Origin of the sequence: Buchnera aphidicola (Pentalonia nigronervosa), from assembly GCA_014622685.1 — a bacterium.
GTDB lineage: Bacteria > Pseudomonadota > Gammaproteobacteria > Enterobacterales > Enterobacteriaceae > Buchnera > Buchnera aphidicola_BD.
The window spans coordinates 497,873-520,806 of sequence record CP061275.1 but is presented as its reverse complement, the minus strand read 5'-3'; the positions used below and the strand labels follow the sequence as shown (position 1 = coordinate 520,806).

At 27.2% G+C, this 22,934-nt stretch carries 14 protein-coding genes and 1 tRNA gene; 7 read left to right on the top strand and 8 right to left on the bottom strand.

Annotation, left to right across the window (positions count from 1 at the left end; translation table 11 throughout):
- Positions 1-67: 67 nt before the first annotated feature.
- The 3 genes from rpoC (at position 68) to purH (ending at position 6,791) form a co-directional block, all read left to right on the top strand.
- On the top strand, positions 68-4,294 hold the full coding sequence (rpoC, locus tag ICW73_02295) for a DNA-directed RNA polymerase subunit beta' (protein QNS01787.1): 4,227 nt from the start codon (positions 68-70) through the stop codon (positions 4,292-4,294).
- A gap of 464 nt (positions 4,295-4,758) precedes the next feature.
- Entirely contained in the window at positions 4,759-5,037 is a 279-nt protein-coding gene (locus ICW73_02290; protein ID QNS01786.1) for an HU family DNA-binding protein, read from the top strand.
- A 179-nt stretch (positions 5,038-5,216) separates the two neighbouring features.
- Positions 5,217-6,791, top strand: a complete 1,575-nt coding sequence (gene purH, locus ICW73_02285) for a bifunctional phosphoribosylaminoimidazolecarboxamide formyltransferase/IMP cyclohydrolase (GenBank protein QNS01785.1) — start codon at positions 5,217-5,219, stop codon at positions 6,789-6,791.
- A gap of 170 nt (positions 6,792-6,961) precedes the next feature.
- Here purH and metE read toward each other — a convergent pair whose 3' ends face one another.
- The 4 genes from metE to ftsY form a co-directional block, all read right to left on the bottom strand.
- Positions 6,962-9,223: a 5-methyltetrahydropteroyltriglutamate--homocysteine S-methyltransferase gene (gene metE, locus ICW73_02280; protein ID QNS01784.1), complete on the bottom strand. Its 2,262-nt coding sequence runs from the start codon at positions 9,221-9,223 to the stop codon at positions 6,962-6,964.
- Positions 9,224-10,063: 840 nt separating this feature from the next.
- Positions 10,064-10,885 (bottom strand): Cof-type HAD-IIB family hydrolase, encoded by an 822-nt coding sequence (locus tag ICW73_02275; protein ID QNS01783.1) that lies wholly within the window; start codon positions 10,883-10,885, stop codon positions 10,064-10,066.
- A 3,222-nt stretch (positions 10,886-14,107) separates the two neighbouring features.
- Positions 14,108-14,971, bottom strand: coding sequence for an RNA polymerase sigma factor RpoH (gene rpoH, locus ICW73_02270; protein QNS01782.1), 864 nt, complete (start codon positions 14,969-14,971; stop codon positions 14,108-14,110).
- A 195-nt stretch (positions 14,972-15,166) separates the two neighbouring features.
- Entirely contained in the window at positions 15,167-16,357 is a 1,191-nt protein-coding gene (gene ftsY, locus ICW73_02265) for a signal recognition particle-docking protein FtsY (protein ID QNS01781.1), read from the bottom strand.
- Between the two features lie 138 nt (positions 16,358-16,495).
- Here ftsY and rsmD point away from each other — a divergent pair, with 138 nt between their 5' ends.
- The 3 genes from rsmD to dnaC all read left to right on the top strand — a co-directional run bounded on the left by rsmD (position 16,496) and on the right by dnaC (position 18,376).
- Positions 16,496-17,065 (top strand): 16S rRNA (guanine(966)-N(2))-methyltransferase RsmD, encoded by a 570-nt coding sequence (gene rsmD / locus ICW73_02260; GenBank protein ID QNS01780.1) that lies wholly within the window; start codon positions 16,496-16,498, stop codon positions 17,063-17,065.
- A 76-nt stretch (positions 17,066-17,141) separates the two neighbouring features.
- The gene (locus ICW73_02255) at positions 17,142-17,636 is read left to right on the top strand and encodes a primosomal protein DnaI (GenBank protein ID QNS01779.1); all 495 of its coding nucleotides are present in this window, start codon (positions 17,142-17,144) and stop codon (positions 17,634-17,636) included.
- Positions 17,636-18,376, top strand: a complete 741-nt coding sequence (dnaC, locus tag ICW73_02250) for a DNA replication protein DnaC (GenBank protein ID QNS01778.1) — start codon at positions 17,636-17,638, stop codon at positions 18,374-18,376. The genes ICW73_02255 and dnaC overlap by 1 nt, the downstream gene beginning before the upstream one ends.
- Positions 18,377-18,399: 23 nt before the next feature.
- On the opposite strand, the gene efp is transcribed toward dnaC, so the two are convergent.
- The 3 genes from efp to ICW73_02235 all read right to left on the bottom strand — a co-directional run bounded on the left by efp (position 18,400) and on the right by ICW73_02235 (position 21,230).
- Entirely contained in the window at positions 18,400-18,966 is a 567-nt protein-coding gene (gene efp / locus ICW73_02245; protein QNS01777.1) for an elongation factor P, read from the bottom strand.
- Between the two features lie 276 nt (positions 18,967-19,242).
- Complete coding sequence (gene groL, locus ICW73_02240) at positions 19,243-20,889, bottom strand: chaperonin GroEL (protein ID QNS01776.1); 1,647 nt, start codon at positions 20,887-20,889, stop codon at positions 19,243-19,245.
- A 50-nt stretch (positions 20,890-20,939) separates the two neighbouring features.
- The gene (locus ICW73_02235; GenBank protein ID QNS01775.1) at positions 20,940-21,230 is read right to left on the bottom strand and encodes a co-chaperone GroES; all 291 of its coding nucleotides are present in this window, start codon (positions 21,228-21,230) and stop codon (positions 20,940-20,942) included.
- 245 nt (positions 21,231-21,475) lie between these two features.
- Between ICW73_02235 and ICW73_02230 the strand changes: the two genes are divergently transcribed.
- Positions 21,476-21,548: transfer RNA gene (locus ICW73_02230), tRNA-Phe, on the top strand.
- 9 nt (positions 21,549-21,557) lie between these two features.
- On the opposite strand, the gene mnmE is transcribed toward ICW73_02230, so the two are convergent.
- On the bottom strand, positions 21,558-22,916 hold the full coding sequence (gene mnmE / locus ICW73_02225; GenBank protein QNS01774.1) for a tRNA uridine-5-carboxymethylaminomethyl(34) synthesis GTPase MnmE: 1,359 nt from the start codon (positions 22,914-22,916) through the stop codon (positions 21,558-21,560).
- Between the last annotated feature and the right edge of the window lie 18 nt (positions 22,917-22,934).

Below are 22,934 nucleotides of genomic sequence, written 5' to 3'. Positions count from 1 at the left end.
ATTAATTTAAACAAGCGATCAATCTGATCACCATCAAAAACGTTTCACTCCGATAAGGAGCCAATGCGTGAAAGATTTATTAAAATTTCTTAAATATCAAATTAAGAATGAAGATTTTGATACTATTAAGATTTCATTATCTTCACCTGACATGATTAGATCTTGGTCATTCGGTGAGGTAAAAAAACCGGAAACAATAAATTATCGTACATTTAAACCTGAAAGGGACGGATTGTTTTGTGCGCGTATTTTTGGACCGGTTAAAGATTATGAATGTTTATGTGGAAAATATAAAAGATTAAAACACCGTGGTGTAATTTGTGAAAAATGTGGTGTTGAAGTCACACAAAGCAAAGTACGTAGAGAAAGAATGGGACATATTGAACTTGCTTCTCCTATAGCTCATATTTGGTTTTTAAAATCCTTACCTTCTCGAATAGGTTTGTTGTTAGACATGCCATTAAGAGATATTGAACGCGTACTCTATTTTGAATCCTATGTCGTTGTTGAAACTGGTATGACTAATTTAGAAAAATACCAAATATTAACTGAAGAACAATATTTAGATGCATCCGAAGAATTTGGCGATGAATTTCACGCAACAATGGGCGCAGAAGCAATTCAACTTTTATTAAAAGATATTAATCTTATAAAAGAATGTAATGTACTACGACAAGAACTAAACGACACAAATTCTGAAACAAAACGAAAAAAAATAACCAAAAGAATTAAATTGTTAGAAGCATTTGCGCAATCAAATAACAAACCAGAATGGATGATTCTTACCGTTTTACCAATATTACCACCAGATCTAAGACCATTAGTTCCATTAGATGGAGGTAGATTCGCAACATCTGACCTAAATGATTTATATCGTCGGGTAATTAACAGAAATAATCGTCTGAAACGTTTATTGGATCTCTCAGCTCCAGACATAATTATTAGGAATGAAAAACGCATGCTTCAAGAAGCAGTTGATGCTTTGTTAGATAATGGTAGAAGAGGTAGAGCGATTACCGGATCAAACAAGAGACCTCTAAAATCATTAGCAGATATGATTAAAGGGAAACAAGGAAGATTTCGGCAAAATCTCCTCGGAAAACGCGTAGATTACTCGGGTCGATCAGTAATTACTGTTGGTCCTTATTTAAGATTAAATCAGTGTGGATTACCTAAAAAAATGGCATTAGAACTTTTTAAACCATTTATATATGGAAAGCTAGAAATACGTAATTTAGCAACTACAATTAAAGCTGCAAAAAAAATGGTCGAACGAGAAGAAGCAATAGTTTGGGACATATTGGATGAAGTCATACGATCACATCCAGTGTTATTAAATCGCGCTCCTACTTTACATAGATTAGGTATACAAGCATTCGAACCTGTATTAATTGAAGGAAAAGCCATTCAATTACACCCTTTAGTCTGCGCTGCTTATAACGCAGATTTTGATGGAGATCAAATGGCTGTACATGTACCATTAACTTTAGAAGCGCAATTAGAAGCAAGAGCATTAATGATGTCAACTAACAACATCCTATCGCCAGCTAATGGAGAACCAATTATTGTTCCTTCACAAGACGTTGTTTTAGGTTTATATTACATGACTCGAAAAAAAATTAACGGAAAAGGAGAAGGTATGTTGTTAAGCAATCCAAACGAAGCAGAAAAAATATATCGTTTAGGCATTGCTGAATTGCACTCTATAGTAAAAGTGCGCATAACAGAATTTAAAAAAACACAAGGCAATAATTTTTCTGAAATAAAAAAGATCTTTACAACTACTGTAGGACGTGCAATTTTATGGATGATCGTTCCACAAGGCTTACCATTCAAACTAGTTAATAAAACTTTAGGAAAAAAAGATATTTCTAACATGCTGAATACCTGCTATCGTATACTTGGTTTAAAACCTACTGTTTGCTTTGCAGATCAAATTATGTATACGGGATTTGCATATGCTGCAAGATCTGGTGCATCCGTAGGAATTGATGATATGGTCATACCGGAAAAAAAAATAAACATTATCAATGATGCAGAAATAGAAGTATCTGAAATACAAGAGCAGTTTCAATCTGGACTAGTTACAGCCGGTGAAAGATGCAACAAAGTAATTGATATTTGGGCTGCAGCTAATGAACGTGTTGCTCAAGCTATGATGAAAAATTTATCTACAGAATCTGTTGTAAATAAACAAGGACAAAAACAAACACAAATGTCCTTTAACAGTATATTTATGATGGCAGATTCAGGCGCTAGAGGGTCTGCTGCACAAATCCGTCAGTTAGCTGGCATGCGCGGTCTGATGGCAAAACCGGATGGTTCAATTATAGAAACACCAATTACAGCCAATTTTAGAGAAGGTTTGAATGTATTACAATATTTTATTTCTACGCACGGTGCTAGAAAAGGATTAGCTGATACAGCATTAAAAACTGCTAATTCTGGATATTTAACACGGCGTTTAGTAGATGTAGCACAAGATCTAGTAGTTACACAAAATGATTGTCAAACGCATGAAGGTATTTTAATGACACCATTGATTGAAGGTGGAGATGTAAAAGAACCATTGCGAGAACGTGTTTTAGGCCGCGTTACTGCTTCAGATGTTATCGTTCCTAATACTAAAGATATATTGGTTCCAAGAAATACATTACTTAACGAAAAATGGTGTGATCTATTAGACAAACATTCTATAGATAATATTAAAGTAAGATCTGTAGTAAATTGTGATACTGATTTTGGTGTTTGTTCATATTGTTATGGTCGAGACTTAGCTAGAGGAAATTTAGTTAAAACGGGTGAAGCAATTGGTGTAATTGCTGCGCAGTCAATCGGTGAACCAGGTACGCAATTAACTATGAGAACTTTTCATATAGGTGGCGCAGCATCAAGAGCAGCAGCAGAATCTAATGTACAAATCAAAAATGGAGGAATCATAAATCTTAATAATGCAAAGTTTGTAACTAATTCACTAGGAAAAATTGTTATTACTTCAAGAAATGTTGAATTAAAAATCGTTGATAATTTTGGCAGAACAAAAGAAAGTTATAAAGTACCTTATGGAGCTATTATGGCAAAAGGAAATAATGAAACTGTTATTTCTGGAGAAACTGTTGCAAAATGGGATCCGCACACTATGCCAGTAATTGCTGAAGTTAATGGATTTGTACGTTTTATTGATATGATAGATGGCCAAAGCATTACTCGGCAAGCAGATGAATTAACCGGACTATCTTCTATAGTTATATTAGATACTGCAGAAAGAATGTCTATTGGAAAAGATCTAAGACCAACTTTAAAAATTATTGATCGTCATGGCAATGATGTTTTAATTCCAGGAACAGAAATGCCTGCTCAATATTTTTTACCAGGACGTGCAATTGTACAATTAGACGACGGTGTTCAAATTAGTTCTGGTGATACCTTAGCAAGAATACCGCAAGAATCCGGTGGAACTAAAGATATCACTGGTGGGTTACCACGCGTTGCAGATCTATTCGAAGCACGTCGCCCTAAAGAGCTAGCAATCCTCTCTGAAGTAAGTGGGATCATTTCTTTCGGAAAAGAAACAAAAGGGAAAAGACGGTTAGTAATTACTCCAATAGATGGAAGTAACGCTTATGAAGAAATGATTCCAAAATGGCGACAATTAAATGTTTTTGAAGGAGAACGAGTTGAACGTGGTGATATTATATCCGATGGACCAGAATCACCACATGATATTCTTAGATTAAGAGGTGTACAAGCTGTTACAAAATATATTGTAAATGAAGTACAAGAAGTCTATCGTTTGCAAGGCGTAAAAATTAATGACAAACATATTGAAGTAATTGTCAAACAAATGCTAAGAAAAGCAACTATTGTCAAATCTGGCGATTCTAACTTTTTAGATGGTGAGCAAGTAGAATTTTCACGTATTAAAATTGCTAATCGTGCATTAAAAAAACAATATAAAGAACCAGCAATATTTAAACGAGACTTATTAGGTATTACTAAAGCATCACTAGCAACTGAATCTTTTATATCTGCTGCGTCTTTTCAAGAAACAACAAGAGTTTTAACAGAATCTGCCGTTGCAGGAAAAAAAGATGAATTACGGGGATTAAAAGAAAACGTTATTGTTGGTCGTTTAATTCCAGCAGGTACTGGATACGCATATCATAAAGAACGTTTTCAACGTCGCCAAAAAATACATAACAAACCATCGACTAATAATTCACAAATCAGCGCTGAAGAAGCATCAGCCAGTCTTGCAGAACTATTAAATTCTACTTTATCAAAAAATGATTAATCAAAAAGATTTTTTAAAATAATTTTTGGATAATGGCTGCTGTTTAGTAGCAGCCAAAACAAAAAATTTATAATAATTGTTATCAAAATACTATAATTTATATAAAAAATACGTCATATATCATTATGAATTTAATTAACTAATATAAATAAAATTATTTCTTTAATAACAACATCATAATATGCAATATTTTCATATTTTTTAATTATATATTTAAATCTGTATACTGAGAAAAAAGTAGAATATTAAAAATATTAATATCGCATTAAAAAATAACATAAATTTTTATAAAATACATGTGATACAACAAAATATATTTTCTTTTTTATTATATCAAAAAATATATAGCAAAATTTATATAAAAATTAATTTTTTAAAAAATTAATTTTTTGTTTAATTCAATTAAAAAAAATAATATATAAACTAATTATCAATTTTAGTATTTTAATAAAAAAGGAAACATAATGAACAAAACTCAATTAATTAATGTAATTTCTAAAAAATCAAATTTTTCTAAAATACAAGTACGTTCAACTTTAGAAGCAATATTATCTGAAATTATAGAATCTTTAAAACAAGGAGAACCTGTACAAATAGTCGGATTTGGTACTTTTAAGGTCAACTTTAGAACATCACGTACGGGAAGAAATCCTCAAACAGGGAAAGAAATTAAAATCCCTGCTACAAAATTTCCAAGTTTTACATCAGGAAAAACATTAAAAAATGCAATTAAACAACTTTAAAACACATTTCAAGTTATTTAAAAAGGGGCATTTATGCCCCGTAAACAAAAATATATATTTTAATAAAAAATTTTTTAAAAATGTAAAATAAAAACAAATATATCTAAAAATATTTTTATATTATTAATTAAAATATTTTACGATACCATATATTGTTACTTAAAAAAAGAAAACGCATCATGTCTTTCATGAAACCAGTAAAACACGCTTTAATTAGCGTATCAGACAAAACACATATCATAAAAATCGCAAAAATTCTAACAGAAAATAAAATTAATTTGCTATCTACTGAAGGCACAGCAAAAATTTTACGTAATTACCATGTACCTGTTACTACAGTTTCAGATTATATTAAATTTCCCGAAATAATGAACGGACGCGTTAAAACTTTACATCCAAAAATTATGGCTGGTATTTTAAGCAGCAGTAAAGATAAAAAAATTATGCAATTCTACAAAATAAACCCGATAGACATAGTTATCGTAAATTTTTATCCATTTCAACACGCTCTGTTTGACGTAAATAATAATATAAGAGACGTGATTAAAAATATTGATATTGGTGGTCCAACATTAGTTCGTGCTGCAGCTAAAAACTATGAAAATGTTATAGTGATAGTTGACATTAACGATATAGAATCAATTATTGATGCAATTAAAACAAATTCCATAGATATAAATACAAGATTACAATTAGCTCGAAAAGCATTTCAATACACATCTTCTTATGAATCAACAATTGCGAAATATTTTTCACAATATCAATCTTATAGCATGCAAAAAAAACATAATTTATTTCCAAATAAAATTAATTTTTCTTTTATAAAAAAGCAAGACTTAGTGTACGGAGAAAATCAGCACCAAAAATCTGCTTTTTATATTAAAAATAATACACTGCATACTGGAACTATTAGTTTTTCAAATCAAGTACATGGAAAAACATTATCATACAACAATATATTGGATGCTAATACTGCATTGGAGTGTGTTAAAGAATTCAAAAAACCTTCATGTGTAATTGTAAAACATGGAAATCCTTGTGGCGCTGCAACACGCACAACACTTGTGGAATCATATTTATATGCATACAACGCAGATCCTGTATCAGCATTTGGTGGTGTACTTGCATTTAATTATGAAATAGATGAGCACACCGCCCAAAAAATTATAACAACACAATTTGTAGAAGTAATCATTGCGCCAAAAATAAATGAATATGCTTTAAAAATATTACAACAAAAAAAAAATACACGCGTATTAGTTACAGGAAAAATTCATAAACACCGTCGGAGATTAGAAATAAAAAGCATTGATGATGGCATGCTAATACAAGAAAATGATATCAATAAATACAATCATAAGAAATGGACCGTTGTAACAAAGCGTACACCAACAAAACAAGAGGTTCAAGATGCTATTTTTTGTTGGAAAATAGCAAAATTTGTAAAATCAAATGCAATAGTATATGGCTATAATGAAACAACTATTGCTATCGGAGCAGGTCAAATGAGTAGAATTGACTCAACTAAATTAGCAAATGTTAAGGTTAAAGAGAGAGGGTATAATATCATGCATGCGACTATGGCATCTGATGCATTTTTACCTTTCAGGGACAATATTGATCAAGCTGCGAAAATTGGGATTACATGCGTTATTCAAACAGGAGGGTCAATACGTGATCATGAAGTGATTCAAGCGGCAAATGAACAAAATATAACTATGATTTTTACTAAAACACGTCATTTTCGACATTAATGTTTGTCAGAATCAAAATCGACGTGTTATATTACCAATGTCTTTACTATAAAATTAAAAAAATTATCAAATCATCCTTTAGAAATTTAACAAATTTTCAAAGAATGATTTAAAATCTATATATTATGATTAATGTCTTTAAATATATGAATAAAGTTAATATCAAATTTTTATATAATTTGTTGTCTCATTTCTTTCGCTGCTTGCACCATATTTTCCAAACTTGACATTACTTCATCCCAACATCGCGTTTTTAAACCACAATCAGGATTAACCCAAATATGCTTTATCGGAATATATTTTAAAGATTTTTTCAATAATTTACATATTCCCTTAACAGTTGGAACATTAGTAGAATGAATATCATATACTCCTGGTCCAACACTATTTGGATAATGAAATTTTTTAAACGATTCTAATAATTCCATATCTGATCGAGCGGTTTCAATAGTAATCACATCTGCATCTAATGAAGCAATCGCATTGATGATATCATCAAATTCGCAATAACACATGTGTGTGTGAATTTGCGTACTATTTTTCACACCTGAAGACGTTAATCGAAATACGTCAACTGACCATGATAAATAACTGTTCCATTCACTTTTACGTAATGGCAACCCTTCTCGCAACGCTGGTTCATCAATTTGAATAATTTGAATTTTCTCTTTTTCTAAATCCATCACTTCATCGTATAATGCTAATGCAATTTGTTTTGCCATAACTTCTAAATTCATATCTTCTCTGGGAAAAGACCATAATAAAATAGTTACTGGACCCGTTAACATACCCTTTACTGGTTTATTTGTTAACGATTGAGCATATTTAGCCCATTTTATTGTAATTGGTCTTGTGCGACTAATATCACCAACAATAATAGGTGGTTTAACACAACGTGAACCATAACTTTGAACCCATCCATGCTCTGTAAAAATAAAACCATCTAGATGTTCACCAAAATATTCAACCATATCATTTCGTTCTGCTTCACCATGTACTAAAACGTCTATATCTAACTCTTCTTGTATTTTTATAACTTTTTTGATATGTTGTTTAATTCCTAATAAATATTCTTGTTTTGTTATAATATTATTTTTAAAGTTATACCTTAATTTTCTAATATTATCAGTTTGAGGAAAAGATCCAATTGTTGTTGTTGGAAAAATAGGTAAATTAAATTTCTTACTTTGTTCTATAAAGCGAACATCATAAGAACTTAATCGTGCATATCTACTATCTGACATATTAGACAAACGATTTTGAACATCGATTTTATGTACTTTTTTTGAAAAATTACGTTTATAAATAGGTTGACTCCATGCGGAAATAGCATCAACACTATGATCGTTTAACGCGCTTGATAATAATGATAATTCTGTACATTTTTGAACGGAAAAAGAAAACCATTCTTTCACTTCTTGATTGAAATTTACTTCTTTTTCTAAATCAATTGGACAATGTAATAAAGAACATGAAGTACCAATTAGTATTTTTTTTCGATAATTTAAAATATCTGAAATTAATCTAAACCATTTAACAAGATCAGCACGCCATACATTGCGACCATTGATTATTCCTAAAGATAAAAACCAATGCTTCGGTATTTTAGAATGAAAATGATGTAAATTATAGTTTCCATAAACTAAATCAATATGGAGACCGTAAATCGGTAAATCAACAATAAAATCAATATTATGTTCAATACTATCAAAATATGTTGTTAATAATAAATTGGTGATGCCATTTAGTTCTTGGTATGCGTCAAGAAATGCTGACTTCCATTTTTTTGACAAATCTAAAGCTAGAATTGGTTCATCAATTTGAATAAAATCGATACCTTTTTTAGACAATTCATATAAAACATATTTATATATTGGCAATATATTTTTTAAAATATTTAAACGATCAAAATATTGACCTTTTACTTTACCAAGCCATAAATATGTTAACGGGCCTAAAATTATAGGTTTAACTTTATATCCCAATGATAAGGCTTCATCAACTTCATCTAAAATTTGTGTCCAAGAGAATTCTAATTTTCTATTTTCGACAAGTTCAGGAACAATATAATGATAATTAGTATTAAACCATTTTGTCATCTCTGAAGCAGAAATATCTGGGGAAGAACCTTTAGCAATGCGAAATAAACAATCTAAATCAATATTGTTAATACTATTATGATGTCTTTCTGGAATGTTACCTAACATCATAGTAGTACTTAAAACATGATCATACCAGGCAAAATCTCCAACAGATATATAATTTAAACCACATTCTTTTTGTTTTTTCCAATTCTTCTGACGCACATGATATCCAATTGATAAAAAATCGTGATAGGACAAGTTACCAGACCAATAATTTTCTTGTGCCTTTTTTAATTCACGATTTAATCCTATTCTTGGAAATCCGAGTATATGATTTAAAACAGTCATTTTTATGCATCCTATTATTCAACATTTAGTATTTATTTTAAAATAATTTAATATTGATATTTTTAAAATATATTCTTTTCAACTCTTATATTTAAAAAATATATACAAATGTAAATAGTTTTTCTTAATATAAAAAAATACACTATTAAAAAATATCTTTAAAAATCATATGTACCAAATCATATAAAAATCCTAATATCATATATCTAACCTAATACAACCAAAATAAACCAAATTCGTTTTTACCCATATATAAAATATATTAAAAAATTGTGATTTAATAATTCTTTAACAAAAATTTTATAATATTTGTCATGAAGAAAATTGTTAACATAATCTACAGAAATACTTAAAACAAAAATAAAAAATATATTATTTTCACTATTATATTATTAAAAATTTAACATGGCATGCTAAAATAGTATTCTACATCTGATATCAATACTAAAAATTAATAAACCAAATACTTCTATTTTAGTAAAAATTTTTTTTACGAACTTTTTCACTTTTAAATATATTTAAAATATGCAAGTATGATACATATACTATTATCATGCTATAGAAAATAATTCATTTTTACATACCACACGAAATTCTTCAGCGCAATTAATTTTATCTCGTAATTTTTCTACACAAAATATTACTAAATAAAAAATAGCAGTTACAAATTCTCTAAACATTGCAACTTAAATAAAAAAACCTAGACATAAATTATGTTTATATACATAAAACTAAAAATATTAATTAAAAACGTGCTCATTTACACTATATAATTAGAAATATATAATAATTTAATAACTAATCCAAAAAACTATTAAATTTAAAATCATTATAAAAAATTTAATTGTGTGTTATGTTTTTATTGTTTTCTATTAATGTTTTATTTAAAAATTTTGCAACACCATCGTCATTACTACCAATAACTTCAAGATTGGGCAACATCATTTTTAATCGTAAATCTGCATTTTGCATAATGCATGCTTTTCCGCAAATTTTTAACATATCTTCATCATTCATACCATCTCCAAAAGATATAAAATCTTTTAGAGAAATATTTAACAATTTAGCTATTAATTGCAGACCATATCCTTTTGAAGATTGTTTAGATACTACTTCTAAACAGCCAGATGAAGAAAAACTAATATTAACTTTTGTATTCCATTTACTCAAAATAATTTTTTCAATTTTATTTAATTTATGCAAATCATGACCAGTAAAAAAAATTTTACTAATGTTTGTATAATCAAAATGATCTACATTGAAATAATTATATTTTAAAGATGAAAGAGATGGACAAAATTTATTATCTGTGTTCGTATTATTTACATACCATTGATCATTTTTGAACAATTGCGTAATTATATTACAATCTAAACATTTTATTTTACAAAGTTTTTTGGCAATATCTGGATATAAATTATTCTTGAAAATTAAAGTACCATCTAAATTATAAACTTCAGAACCATTAGAAGTGATCATAAAAGCATCTATTTCTAAAATATCTCGAATTCGCATAACATCTATGTAATGCCGACCTGATGCTAAAACAAAATAAATACCATGATTAGACAAAAACTTTATAATGTTTTTAGTGTATTCTGTTATTTTATGATCTTTAGAAAGTAAAGTGCCATCTAAATCTGTTGCAATAATACGATACATGAATGTAGCCTTAAAAAATAAAATATATTTTTATATATGAATAATATATACCAATATATTGCACATTAAATCATGTACAATAATTATTTATCATAAATACGACAAAAATTACAATATAAAATTCAAAATATATAAAATCATTATTAAATATCAATTAATACTATTGTATTACAAAAACTGTACTTAATATAAAAACATTAAATGAGAGTTTGTATTTGCAATAATATAAGCGCTTGAATACCCTTTACTAGAACAAATAAAAAAATATATCCTAACTATCTAAAATGATTAAATTTATTAAATCAAAAAAGTTATTTTAAAATATTCAGTAAAAATACAATTGATATATCCAAAAAAAATGTACCATGTTTAAATTATATGTAATAATTTATATAATTATAAATTAACGATATAAAAATTTAAATAATAGTGAAAAATGCAAAAACAAAAAATGATATTACTGTTTTTTAAACATCTCAAAGAACATGAAAATATACTTACTTTTTATAGAAACATTTCACTAATACCAAAAATATCAATAAAAAAAACTACTTATCTTAAAACATATCTAAATTCTGTTTTTTATTTAAAAATTTAACTAATCCTAATAAATATGAAAATGTTTTAAAAAATTTATTCAAATTATAAAAAATAAGATGTAATTTTCACAACAAGAAATAAAATAAGTATATTATAGAATTATTTATTTTAATAGTTGTATTTCAAAACAGTTATGCATTAACCAAAATGCAAAACGCGAAAATTTTTTACACAACTGGTATTATTTTATTTTTTCTTTAACAATAAAACATAAACAACATCAAAATAAATATAAGTGTTACTTTTAAAAAAATCTTTTTTTTAAAAACAAAATTAAAATTGGAAAAGATGTATTATTAACAATGATATCATGGGGTAAACCATGTTAACATTGAAAAATATAATTTTATGAAAAAATGAAAAAATAGACGAACGTTTCGCGATAAGAGAATTGTAACATTTAAAACACAATATTCTTTTAAATCAACATGTATAAATAAGTAATTTTAAAAAAAATTGTACAATGAACATGTTTTCTAAAATGCTATATTGTATTCACTTGAAAACGACTTTTTAATTGATTCTAAAATAAAAAAACTACATTTGATAATCTGAATAATAATAAAATTGAAAAACTGTTATTAATAATAATATACTATAAAATCCAATACATAACTAATTATGCTAATTACTATTATCCAACATGTAATTACGATAATTGAAATAAATAATATTGATATTTTAGATTTAACACCTGGATTTAAAAAAAAATTAACAAACTAAAAAATAAATTATCAAAAATCATATTGTTAATACACTTAACTTTATAATGGTCATAAAATATATTTCAAAAAAAAACTATTATTTGTTAAAATATAAAAAATAAAATTCTTGAAAATTAGTTCATATTAAGTTGTTAAGAGTAAAATTATTAGAATATGTTCATTATAAAAATATCGTAACTAGAAAAAATGAAAATAAAAACGATGTAGAACAGTTAGTGTTTCTTTACACTCATTGCACAACTGATAAAAAATATTAAGAAACACACGTTCATATATGCCTTTCAATATCATTATTTTTATAATCAGAGCATAAAAAATCATTTTTTTAAATAAATTAATCAAAAAATTGATTCATTCAAGTACTAATTTAGAAATAGTTACCAACTTACTATATTAAAGAAATAAAATCGAAATTTCTTGTTAATATTATGTAAACAGTAAAAACCACATAAAAATATAGTATATGTTCAATAAATAAAAAATACATCAAAATTGTTAATATCTCAACCTATAAATCCATTAATTATCAGAATATAATTAATCAGATGTCATATCTTCTAGTCAAATTAATCATAACGTATAGAATAAAAAATTTTTACACTTTTAAAAAAAGAAAATGTTATCACTAATAAAAGAAAAAATTAATCTTCTAAAAAAAATAGATTTACAAAACATATATGAATTAAACAATATCAAATATAAAATACAAATTTATAAAATAAGGAAAACATTATCATTATACGGGAAAACATATGAATGATCCATATCGATCTAAAATATTTTTAATCTCAGATTATAAAAAATACAATAATAGATTTTTTTAAATTACAATCACGTGAAAATAACTTATTTGATCATATAAAAAATATTTAGACAGTTTAAATCATGTAAAATATGATGTCGATCGGATATAATGCTTATTATATTAATTTTCAAATTACTTATTCATCTTTTCATAAAATGAGAAATAATTTTTGAATTTTTGTCGAAAATCTAAAAAATTTTTTATTACTCAATTAAAACATTAAAAAAAGCTAATAATACATTATATATATGGCATAAAACCTCAATATATCGATTATTTAAGAAAGATAAAATATAAGAAACATATATAAACATGATTATTTAGTAAAAGTATTTAGTCTGTTTCTTAATTCAATCAAATCTATAAAAATCAGTATTACTATAATACAATTATTTATTATTTGATTAATAATTTTATTACTATTAATTGAAAAATGTAAAAAATGTTAAAAAATAATAAAATCAAAAAAATATATTGCAAAAAAAATAATATATATCCTGCTCAACAAAATTATAAAAATTTTTTAAAAAATAAATATTTTAAAATTTTTAAATTAACATTTTAAATAAAAATATTATATATTAAACGCAAGAAATCCTGATTTATGCTAGAATTAGCATTATTAAATAAAAAATCTGTTATGTTCATACTAATCTTTATCTTAAATTAAAAAAGTAAAAACTTGTACTATTTTCTTTAATTAATAAAAGCGTCTTTAATTATCATTAAAAACGTTTTTTAAAAAATAAAAAATAGTCCAGAAATGTCTTCTAAAAAATATGATTTATATATCTTGAGATAACCAATTAAAAAAATAAAGAAATATCGATTTATAAAAATTTTATATATAATAGAACTAATTATATCTATTTTTGTATAATCCTGTTAAAATTACTAGAATACTATATTTCTTTAAATCAAAATAATATCAATCTAGAAAAAATCCTTCTATATTAATTATCATGTGAATAACAACATCTTATTTTTTATAAAAATAGATTTTCTGAATTAAGAAAAGAGTATGAGCATCCAACTAAAAAACTAATCTCATACTCTATGTAACACAAAAATCATATTTTTAGACAATTTTACTTAAGACTCTATAGCAATTTTTAATTTTTTCATTGCATTTTTTTCTAATTGTCTAACACGTTCCGCAGAAATACCATAATTGTTTGCGATTTTTTGCAAAGTATATTTTTTTTTTCTATCTAACAACCAGCGTGCACGAATGATATAACGACTACGTTCATCTAATCTTAATAACGCATTACTTAATTTATCAGTGGCATGCTCTTCCCAATTATCTTCTTCTACACCAACGGCAAAATTAGATGTTTTGTCCCTTAAATAAGTTAAATTATTATATGTTTTGCCATCTACACTCGCATCTTCTTCTGAAAATGTATTAAATGCAATATCTTGAGCCGACATACGAGATTCCATTTCTTTAACATCTTTGGTGCTAACTCCTAATTCTCGAGCTACCATTTCAATTTCTTCTGTATTAAACCAACCTAATCTCTTTTTGGTTTTTCTTAAATTAAAAAACAATTTTCTTTGCGATTTCGTTGTTGCTACTTTAACAATACGCCAATTTCGTAAAACGTATTCATGTATTTCGGATTTAATCCAATGAACAGCAAATGAGACGAGACGCACTCCTATTTCAGGATTAAATCTTCTCACAGCTTTCATTAATCCTATATTACCTTCTTGTATGAGATCTGCTTGAAGTAAGCCATATCCTGAATAATTTCTAGAAATATGAATAACAAAACGCAAATGGGATAAAATTAAAGTTTTTGCTGCTTCTAAATCACTATTATAACGTAAACGTTGAATTAATAATTTCTCTTCTTCAAGTGACAACATAGGACATAAATTAGCTATTCTAACATATGTATCTAAATTACCAGGTGGGGTTGCAGATAAAACCTGCATTTTATTAATCATGTCGATTGCCGCACTAATTAATTATATTTTTTAGCATTGTGAATATGTAAGAGATTAATACATTATACTGTAATAAAAAATACAAATCAAAGATTTATATCATAATTTATTATATAAAAATGATATTTTTAATAAAAATATTTATATTTTTAAATTAAATTGTTATAACAATATTACTTTTAAGAAACATAAATTTTATTTTTTAAATATCGATTTGACAAAATCTTGGCTATTAAAGTGATCTAAATCGTTTGTTTTTTCCCCAATTCCTATATAACGAATTGGAATTGCAAATTGATCTGCTATCGAAAATAACACACCTCCTTTAGCTGTTCCATCTAATTTTGTAATTGTAATACCTGTTAAATTTAAAGCCTGATGAAACATTTTTGTTTGTTGTATTGTATTCTGTCCATTACATGCATCCACAATTAACATTGTTTCATGTGGAGCAAATGGATCAAGTTTCTTTATTACTCTAACTATTTTTTTTAACTCTTCCATAAGATGTAACTTATTATGTAAACGTCCTGCAGTATCGATTATTAAAACATCTACTTTTTTTGAAATTGCTGATTTTACTGCATCAAATATCACAGCTGCAGGATCTGCACCAGTATACTGTGATATAACGGGTATTTCATTTAATTGACCTAATATTTTTAATTGTTCTATTCCTGCTGCTCTAAATGTATCTGCAGCTGCTAGCAAAACAGATTTTCCTGCAATTTTATACTTTTTTGCTAATTTTATAACTGTAGTAGTTTTTCCTGATCCATTAACACCGACAACCAAAATAATAAACGGTTTGCAACGAGATATATTTAATGTTAATTCAACTTTTTTTAAAAGAAAATACATATTTTTTTTCAATAAATCATATACTTTTTTAGAATTTTTTAACTCTTTACGATTCATATCGTTGATCAATTTTTGAATAATGTTTTCGGTAGTTTGCACACCTATATCAGCAAGTAACAGTCTTTCTTCTAACTCTTCAAAAAGAGAATCATCTATTTTCTTTGATATAAACAAATTAATAATGCTATCACCAAGCATTGTTCTAGTTTTTTTTAAATTATTTTGTAATTTCAAAAAAAAATTTTTTCTTGCGTTATTAACGGAAACTGAACAACATGCATTTTTTTTAAATACTTCTTCTTGCTGTTTTATCATATGGCTAGATGCATCTGAATTAATGTTAACATTACATATTTTAACTTGAACGTTATTTTGTTTTTCTATTTTATTTGATTTATTATGACATGTAACACTATAATTTTCAGTTTTTGTTTTTTCATCGGTTTTGTGTTCGGTAATTGTTGTTTTTTTTAAAATTTTAGAATTTAACCAAGAAAAAAAACTCTTTTTTTTATTTTCTTTCATTTTTGTTTATCCGACATTTTTTATAATAACTATTTTTATAGTAAATAATTTAAAAATAATATGCAAAAGTAAAATATGTACTTTAATTACATAACATAATAAAATCAATTACACCTCTAACATAAATAATTTTATAAAATGCATTATCACTATAAAAAAAATAGAAAAATTTATATTATTTCTGGAAAATTAAAAAAAAGAAATATACTTTTTACACATACTTCAAATTTACGTCCTACAATGAATCATATACGTGAAACATTATTCAACTGGTTATCGACACATATCAAAAATGCACGCTGTCTTGATTGTTTTGCAGGAAGTGGAATACTAGGAATAGAAGCAATATCACGATATGCTGCGTTTGTTACACTATTAGAAATTAATAAAAAAACTATATTACAATTAAAAAAAAATTCTGTAAAATTAAATATAAAAAATTTAGAAATAATAAAAACCAATACACTATTTTGGCTTAAAAAAATAGGACAACCATATGATATTATATTTATTGACCCACCTTATGATACAGAAATCATCAATAAAACTATTTTCCTATTGGAATATGGAACATGGTTAAAAAATAACTCTTTAATTTACATAGAGAAAAACAAAAAAAAAAATATTACAATACCACAAAACTGGATTTTATATAAAAAAAAAATTTCAGGACAAACTGAATACTGTCTTTATGTTTTTAAAAAATAAAAATTATAATTTTATTTTACTATTTTCACAATTTCTAAAATAAATATAAAATCTATTAATAAATAGGAAAAACACTATGAAAATTGCGCTTTCAAAAAATGTAAAACTTGAATTATTTTGTAAAAAACCCATACAAATTATAGAATCATCTAAAAATGGAATTATATCTATTTCAAAAAATAATGTTCTCGTATTTTACGCAATAACCCCTAATTGTTTTAAAAATTTATTTGACATTGAAGATAATTTTCAGTATCAAAAAATAAAAAAAAATAAAATTGCAAAAAAGTTTTCTATGTATACAGAATGGAAACCTGATACGAACTTTCTTCAACAAGCAGCACTTTGGGGTATTATGTTAACTGAAGAGATATCTAAGTTTGAACTTGCATGTTTTATTTCATATTGGAAAGCTGAAGGTTGTTTTTTTTATCATGTACAATGGCAACAAAAACTTGCGAGAAGTTTAGAAAAAAGTCGATCACTCAGTTTAAAAACAAAAAAAACACGTGATATTACAAAAATTCCTACACCTGATCAAAACATACCAGATGGCTTTAGAGGAAAATAATGACGTTTTATACTGACTTTTTTAAACGACTACAACGGCTAATGCCAAATAATATCAAACCAAAATTTGATAGTGATGCAGCTCTTTTAGCTTGGAATCAAGAACAAGGTCGATTATCTTCTGAATTAATATTGCGCGAAAATAAAGCTATGAAAATGCAACGAATTTTAGGTAGATCTGGAATTCGCGAACTTTATATGAATTGTTCATTTGAAAATTATAAAGTTGAACACGATGGTCAAAAAAAAGTGTTACAAGCTTCCAAACAATATGCAGAAGAATTTCATAAAAACATTGCTAGTTTTATTTTTTCAGGACGACCAGGGACGGGGAAAAATCATTTAGCATCAGCTATAGGAAATTATTTGATTTTACATGGAAAAAATATTTTAATTGTAACTGTTGCTGATTTAATGTCCAATATGAAGGGCACGTTTAACGGTTCTAGCAATATTACTGAAGAAAAACTGTTACATAATCTTAGCAGTGTTGATTTATTAATGATTGATGAAATCGGAATGCAAACTGAATCTCGTTACGAAAAAGTCATTATTAACCAAATCGTTGACCGACGTTCATCGTCGAAAAGATCTACTGGTATGTTATCCAATTTAGATCATGCCGGTATGCAAAATTTACTTGGAGAACGAGTAATTGACAGAATGCGATTAGGAAATAGTTTATGGTTAACTTTTGAATGGGATAGTTATCGAAAATATGTCCGAGGTGATGAATACTAAAATTATTAAATATAAAAATTAGATTATTTTGTTCTGGATACATATTCTCCAGATCGTGTATCTATTTTGATAAATTCTCCAATTTGAATAAAAATAGGCACTTTAACAATAGCACCAGTACTAAGTTCTACTAGTTTAGTACTATTATTAACATTATTATTTTTGTGAAATTTCGTGGTATTAATTACTTCTAATTTTACAAAAGTATTTGGTTCAACCGAAATTACTTGATCATTCCATAAAATAATGGAACATTGATCTTGCTCTAATAACCACTTTTTATTACTACCTATAATTTTTTTTTCTACTAATAGTTCTTCAAAGGTATGATTTTTAATAAAAAACCAAAAATTACCATCATTGTATAAATAAAATGCAGTATGTTCTGTAACATTAGCTTGTTCTAATACATCCGTGGATTTAAAAGTTTTTTCTATTAATTGTTGTGTAGAAAATTTTCGTAATTTTAAACGTACAAAAGCTTGACCTTTTCCAGGTTTAACAAATTCACTTGAATCTATTATATATGGTTCATTGTCAAAAACAATTTTACGACCTATTTTAAAATTATTACTATGATATACTTTCATACAATCCTATTTTATCTATCAACGTATAATTACACAATATAAATTTTCTGAAAAATGCTATTTTTTTAAAAAACAAAATGCTACTTTTTCCGTTTTTAATAAACATCCTATATAAATTATTTAGTTAATAACGTTTTGTTAATAAAAAATATTTTTTATAACATGTCAAAATTTATACTGAAATAGTTTTCTCAATGAAAAAATTTCCTCAGATTAAACAATCTGAGGAAAATATTTTTTTAAAACAAATATGTAGAGAAATATCTAAAAATTTAATTACATCATTCCACCCATACCGCCCATTCCGCCGGCAGGAGAAGGATTTACATCAGACGATTTATCTTCTTTTGGTAAATCAGTGACCATACATTCAGTCGTAATCATTAAACCTGCAACAGAACCAGCATATTGCAAAGCTGAACGCGTTACTTTTGTAGGATCCAAGATACCAAAATCTATCATATTACCATATTCATCAGTGGCAGCATTATAGCCGTAATTTCCCTTTCCGTCTTTAACATTATTAGTTACTACAGATGGTTCTTCACCTGAATTAGACACAATTTGACGTAATGGCGCTTCCATTGCACGTAAAGCTACTCGAATACCTACATTTTGATCTTCATTTTGACCACGTAAATTAGATAATTTTCCAGCTACTCGTACTAATGCAACACCACCTCCAGGTACTACACCTTCTTCAACTGCAGCACGAGTAGCATGCAATGCATCTTCAACACGTGCTTTTTTTTCTTTCATTTCTACTTCTGTTGCAGCGCCAACTTTTAATACTGCAACACCTCCTGATAATTTGGCTAAACGTTCGTTTAATTTTTCCTTATCATAATCAGAAGTTGCTTCTTGAATTTCTTGGCGAATCTGGCTAATTCTAGTTTGAATCGAATGTTTTTCTCCAACACCGCCAATAATCGTGGTTGTATCTTTACTAATAACTACACGTTTTGCTTGACCTAAATCTTCTAAAGTAGATTTTTCTAATTCCATAGCCAATTCTTCAGATATAACAGAACCACCAGTAAGAATAGAAATATCCTGTAACATGGCTTTTCTACGGTCACCAAAACCAGGAGCTTTAACAGCAGCTACTTTTACAATACCGCGCATAGAATTGACAACTAATGTGGCTAAAGCTTCACCTTCTAAATCTTCTGAAATTATTAATAACGGTTTTCCTGCTTTTGCGACTGATTCTAAAATTGGTAACATTTCACGTACATTTGATATTTTTTTATCTGCCATTAAAATATACGGATTTTCAAGTTCAACAATTCCAGTATCTGTTTTATTAATAAAATAAGGAGATAAATAACCGCGATCAAATTGCATACCTTTAACTACTTCTAATTCATCTTGTAAACCAGTTCCTTCTTCTACTGTAATGACTCCATCATTACCAACTTTGTCCATCGCTTCCGCAATTAATGCACCAACTTTTTCATCCGCATTTGCAGAAATTGTACCAACTTGTGTAATAGCTTTAGAATCAGAACATGGAACAGATAAATTTTTTAATTCTTCTACAGCATTAACTACCGCTTTGTCAATCCCTCTTTTTAAATCCATAGGATTCATTCCGGCGGCTACTGCTTTTAATCCTTCATTGACAATAGATTGCGCCAGTAATGTTGCAGTTGTAGTTCCATCACCAGCAGCATCATTCGCCTTTGACGCAACTTCTTTTACCATTTGCGCGCCCATATTTTCAAATTTGTCTTCTAATTCAATTTCACGCGCGACCGATACACCATCTTTAGTAATACTAGGAGCTCCAAAAGATTTATCTAAAACTACATTTCTACCTTTTGGACCTAATGTTACTTTCACTGCATCTGCTAAAACATTTACTCCACGAAGCATTTTAATTCGGGCTTCGTTGCCGAATTTTACATCTTTAGCGGCCATTTGACGTTCCCTCAAATAAATTTTTCAACGGATTGTAGCGTATAGTTTTATTATTCAACAATTGCTAAAATGTCACTTTCAGTTAAAATTAATAGTTCTTCATTATCAATTTTTTCTGTTTTTGCGCCATAACCTTCATTAAAAATAACAATATCACCAACTTTTACGTCCAATGGTTTCACGCTGCCATTATCTAAAACTCGACCTTTGCCAACAGCAGTTACTGTTCCCCGAGTAGATTTTCCAGCAGCAGAACCTGTAAGAACAATACCGCCTGCTGATTTTAATTCAACTTCTTTACGTTTAACAAGTACCCGATCATGCAACGGACGAATTTTCATATAATAATACTCCTATGAATCATCTTACTTAATTATTTAAAAAAATCACTTTTTAAAACGATAATGTATTCTCTTACTTTAAATATAAGGTTCTTTTTCAAAACTTTCAAGGGAAAAATTATTTTTTATTTTTATAAGCAGTAATTTAATATTTTTGAAATTGACGCATAAAGTAATAATATAAAATTCGCGCTATTAAAAAAATGTTGACAATATTACATATTTGGTGATCTAATATTAAAATTGCCCGGATAGCTCAGTCGGTAGAGCAGGGGACTGAAAATCCCCGTGTCGGTGGTTCGATTCCGCCTCCGGGCATAAAAACAATTATTTTCCAATACAAAACTTAGAAAAAATACGATTTAATAATTCTTTAGAAGTAACATGTCCGGTAATTTCTCCTAAAAATTTATTCATTGTATTTAAAGAATTCGCTAACAATTCCACATTTTTATGTAAATTCCATGTTTTCTGCGCATCTTCAAATGCATTTAATGCTAGATCAATTTGGTGTATATGTCGTCGTCTAGCAAAAAAAACTCCTGCGCGCATCTTGTTTTTTTCACTACATGCAATATGTTGACATAACATATCAATTCCTCGGCCAGTTTGAGCCGAAATACGTACAAAATACCAAGATCTAATTTTTCGAATGTCATAATCATCTTTAGTTAAATCATTTTTATTTAATACAAATGTAATTTTTACATTTTTGGGACAATCTTTTAAAAATTGATTATATATTTCTTCTTGTTTTATTTTACTAAGTGTATTGTCAATTAAAAAAAGAATATGATCCGCGCTTTTAACTGCTTGCCAAGCTCGCGTAATTCCTATTTTTTCTATCGAATCAGTTGTATCTCGTAAACCAGCCGTATCAATTAATTTATATATAATACCATTAATATTTATATGTTCACAAATAATATCTCGTGTCGTTCCAGGAATAGAAGTAACTATCGCTCTTTCAGAACATGATAAAATATTCAATAAACTAGACTTACCTGAATTAGGCAAACCAGCAATAACTATTCTTTTTTCTTCACGTAAAACAGTATTTTTTACGACTACATTTTTTATTTCCATAAATTTAATACGTAATGCTTGAAATTTTTTATTTATTATATCTTCAAAATCAGAATAAATATCATCTTCTGAAAAGTCTATGTTAGATTCAATAGTTATACGTATATCAACAAGTATATTCATTAATTCTTTAATATATAAAAAAAAATTTCCTTGTAATGAATTTAAAGATGCACGCACAGATAATTCCGTTTCTGCATGAATCAAATCATCTATCGCTTCAGCTTGTAGTAAATTGATTTTGCCATTTAAAAATGCACGTTCAGAAAATTCGCCTGGATTAGCTAATCGTACATTATCAATAGATAATATACTTTTTACTAATAAATCCATAATTAATGGACTTCCATGTCCTTGTAATTCTAAAACATCTTCACCAGTAAAAGAAAACGGAGCAGGAAACCACAAAGATATACCCCAATCTAAAATTTTATGATTTTTATCAAAAAATTTTGAATAAGTAGCAAATCTCGCTAATGGGATTTTTCCTAAAACTTGTATAGCAACCCTATTCGAATGAGGGCCAGAAATTCTTAATATACCTACCGCACTTTTTCCTGGGCAGGTAACTTGAGAAACAATTGTTTCAGTATAACTCATAAAAATATTCTTCTTTTA

Coding starts and splice junctions, on each gene's coding strand:
- mnmE (QNS01774.1), bottom strand. CDS start 22,916: ATGAGTTATACTGAAACAATTGTTTCTCAAGTTACCTGCCCAGGAAAA.
- purH (QNS01785.1), top strand. CDS start 5,217: ATGTCTTTCATGAAACCAGTAAAACACGCTTTAATTAGCGTATCAGAC.
- metE (QNS01784.1), bottom strand. CDS start 9,223: ATGACTGTTTTAAATCATATACTCGGATTTCCAAGAATAGGATTAAAT.
- rsmD (QNS01780.1), top strand. CDS start 16,496: ATGCATTATCACTATAAAAAAAATAGAAAAATTTATATTATTTCTGGA.
- groL (QNS01776.1), bottom strand. CDS start 20,889: ATGGCCGCTAAAGATGTAAAATTCGGCAACGAAGCCCGAATTAAAATG.
- efp (QNS01777.1), bottom strand. CDS start 18,966: ATGAAAGTATATCATAGTAATAATTTTAAAATAGGTCGTAAAATTGTT.
- ICW73_02255 (QNS01779.1), top strand. CDS start 17,142: ATGAAAATTGCGCTTTCAAAAAATGTAAAACTTGAATTATTTTGTAAA.
- ftsY (QNS01781.1), bottom strand. CDS start 16,357: ATGAAAGAAAATAAAAAAAAGAGTTTTTTTTCTTGGTTAAATTCTAAA.
- ICW73_02235 (QNS01775.1), bottom strand. CDS start 21,230: ATGAAAATTCGTCCGTTGCATGATCGGGTACTTGTTAAACGTAAAGAA.
- dnaC (QNS01778.1), top strand. CDS start 17,636: ATGACGTTTTATACTGACTTTTTTAAACGACTACAACGGCTAATGCCA.
- ICW73_02275 (QNS01783.1), bottom strand. CDS start 10,885: ATGTATCGTATTATTGCAACAGATTTAGATGGCACTTTACTTTCTAAA.
- ICW73_02290 (QNS01786.1), top strand. CDS start 4,759: ATGAACAAAACTCAATTAATTAATGTAATTTCTAAAAAATCAAATTTT.
- rpoH (QNS01782.1), bottom strand. CDS start 14,971: ATGATTAATAAAATGCAGGTTTTATCTGCAACCCCACCTGGTAATTTA.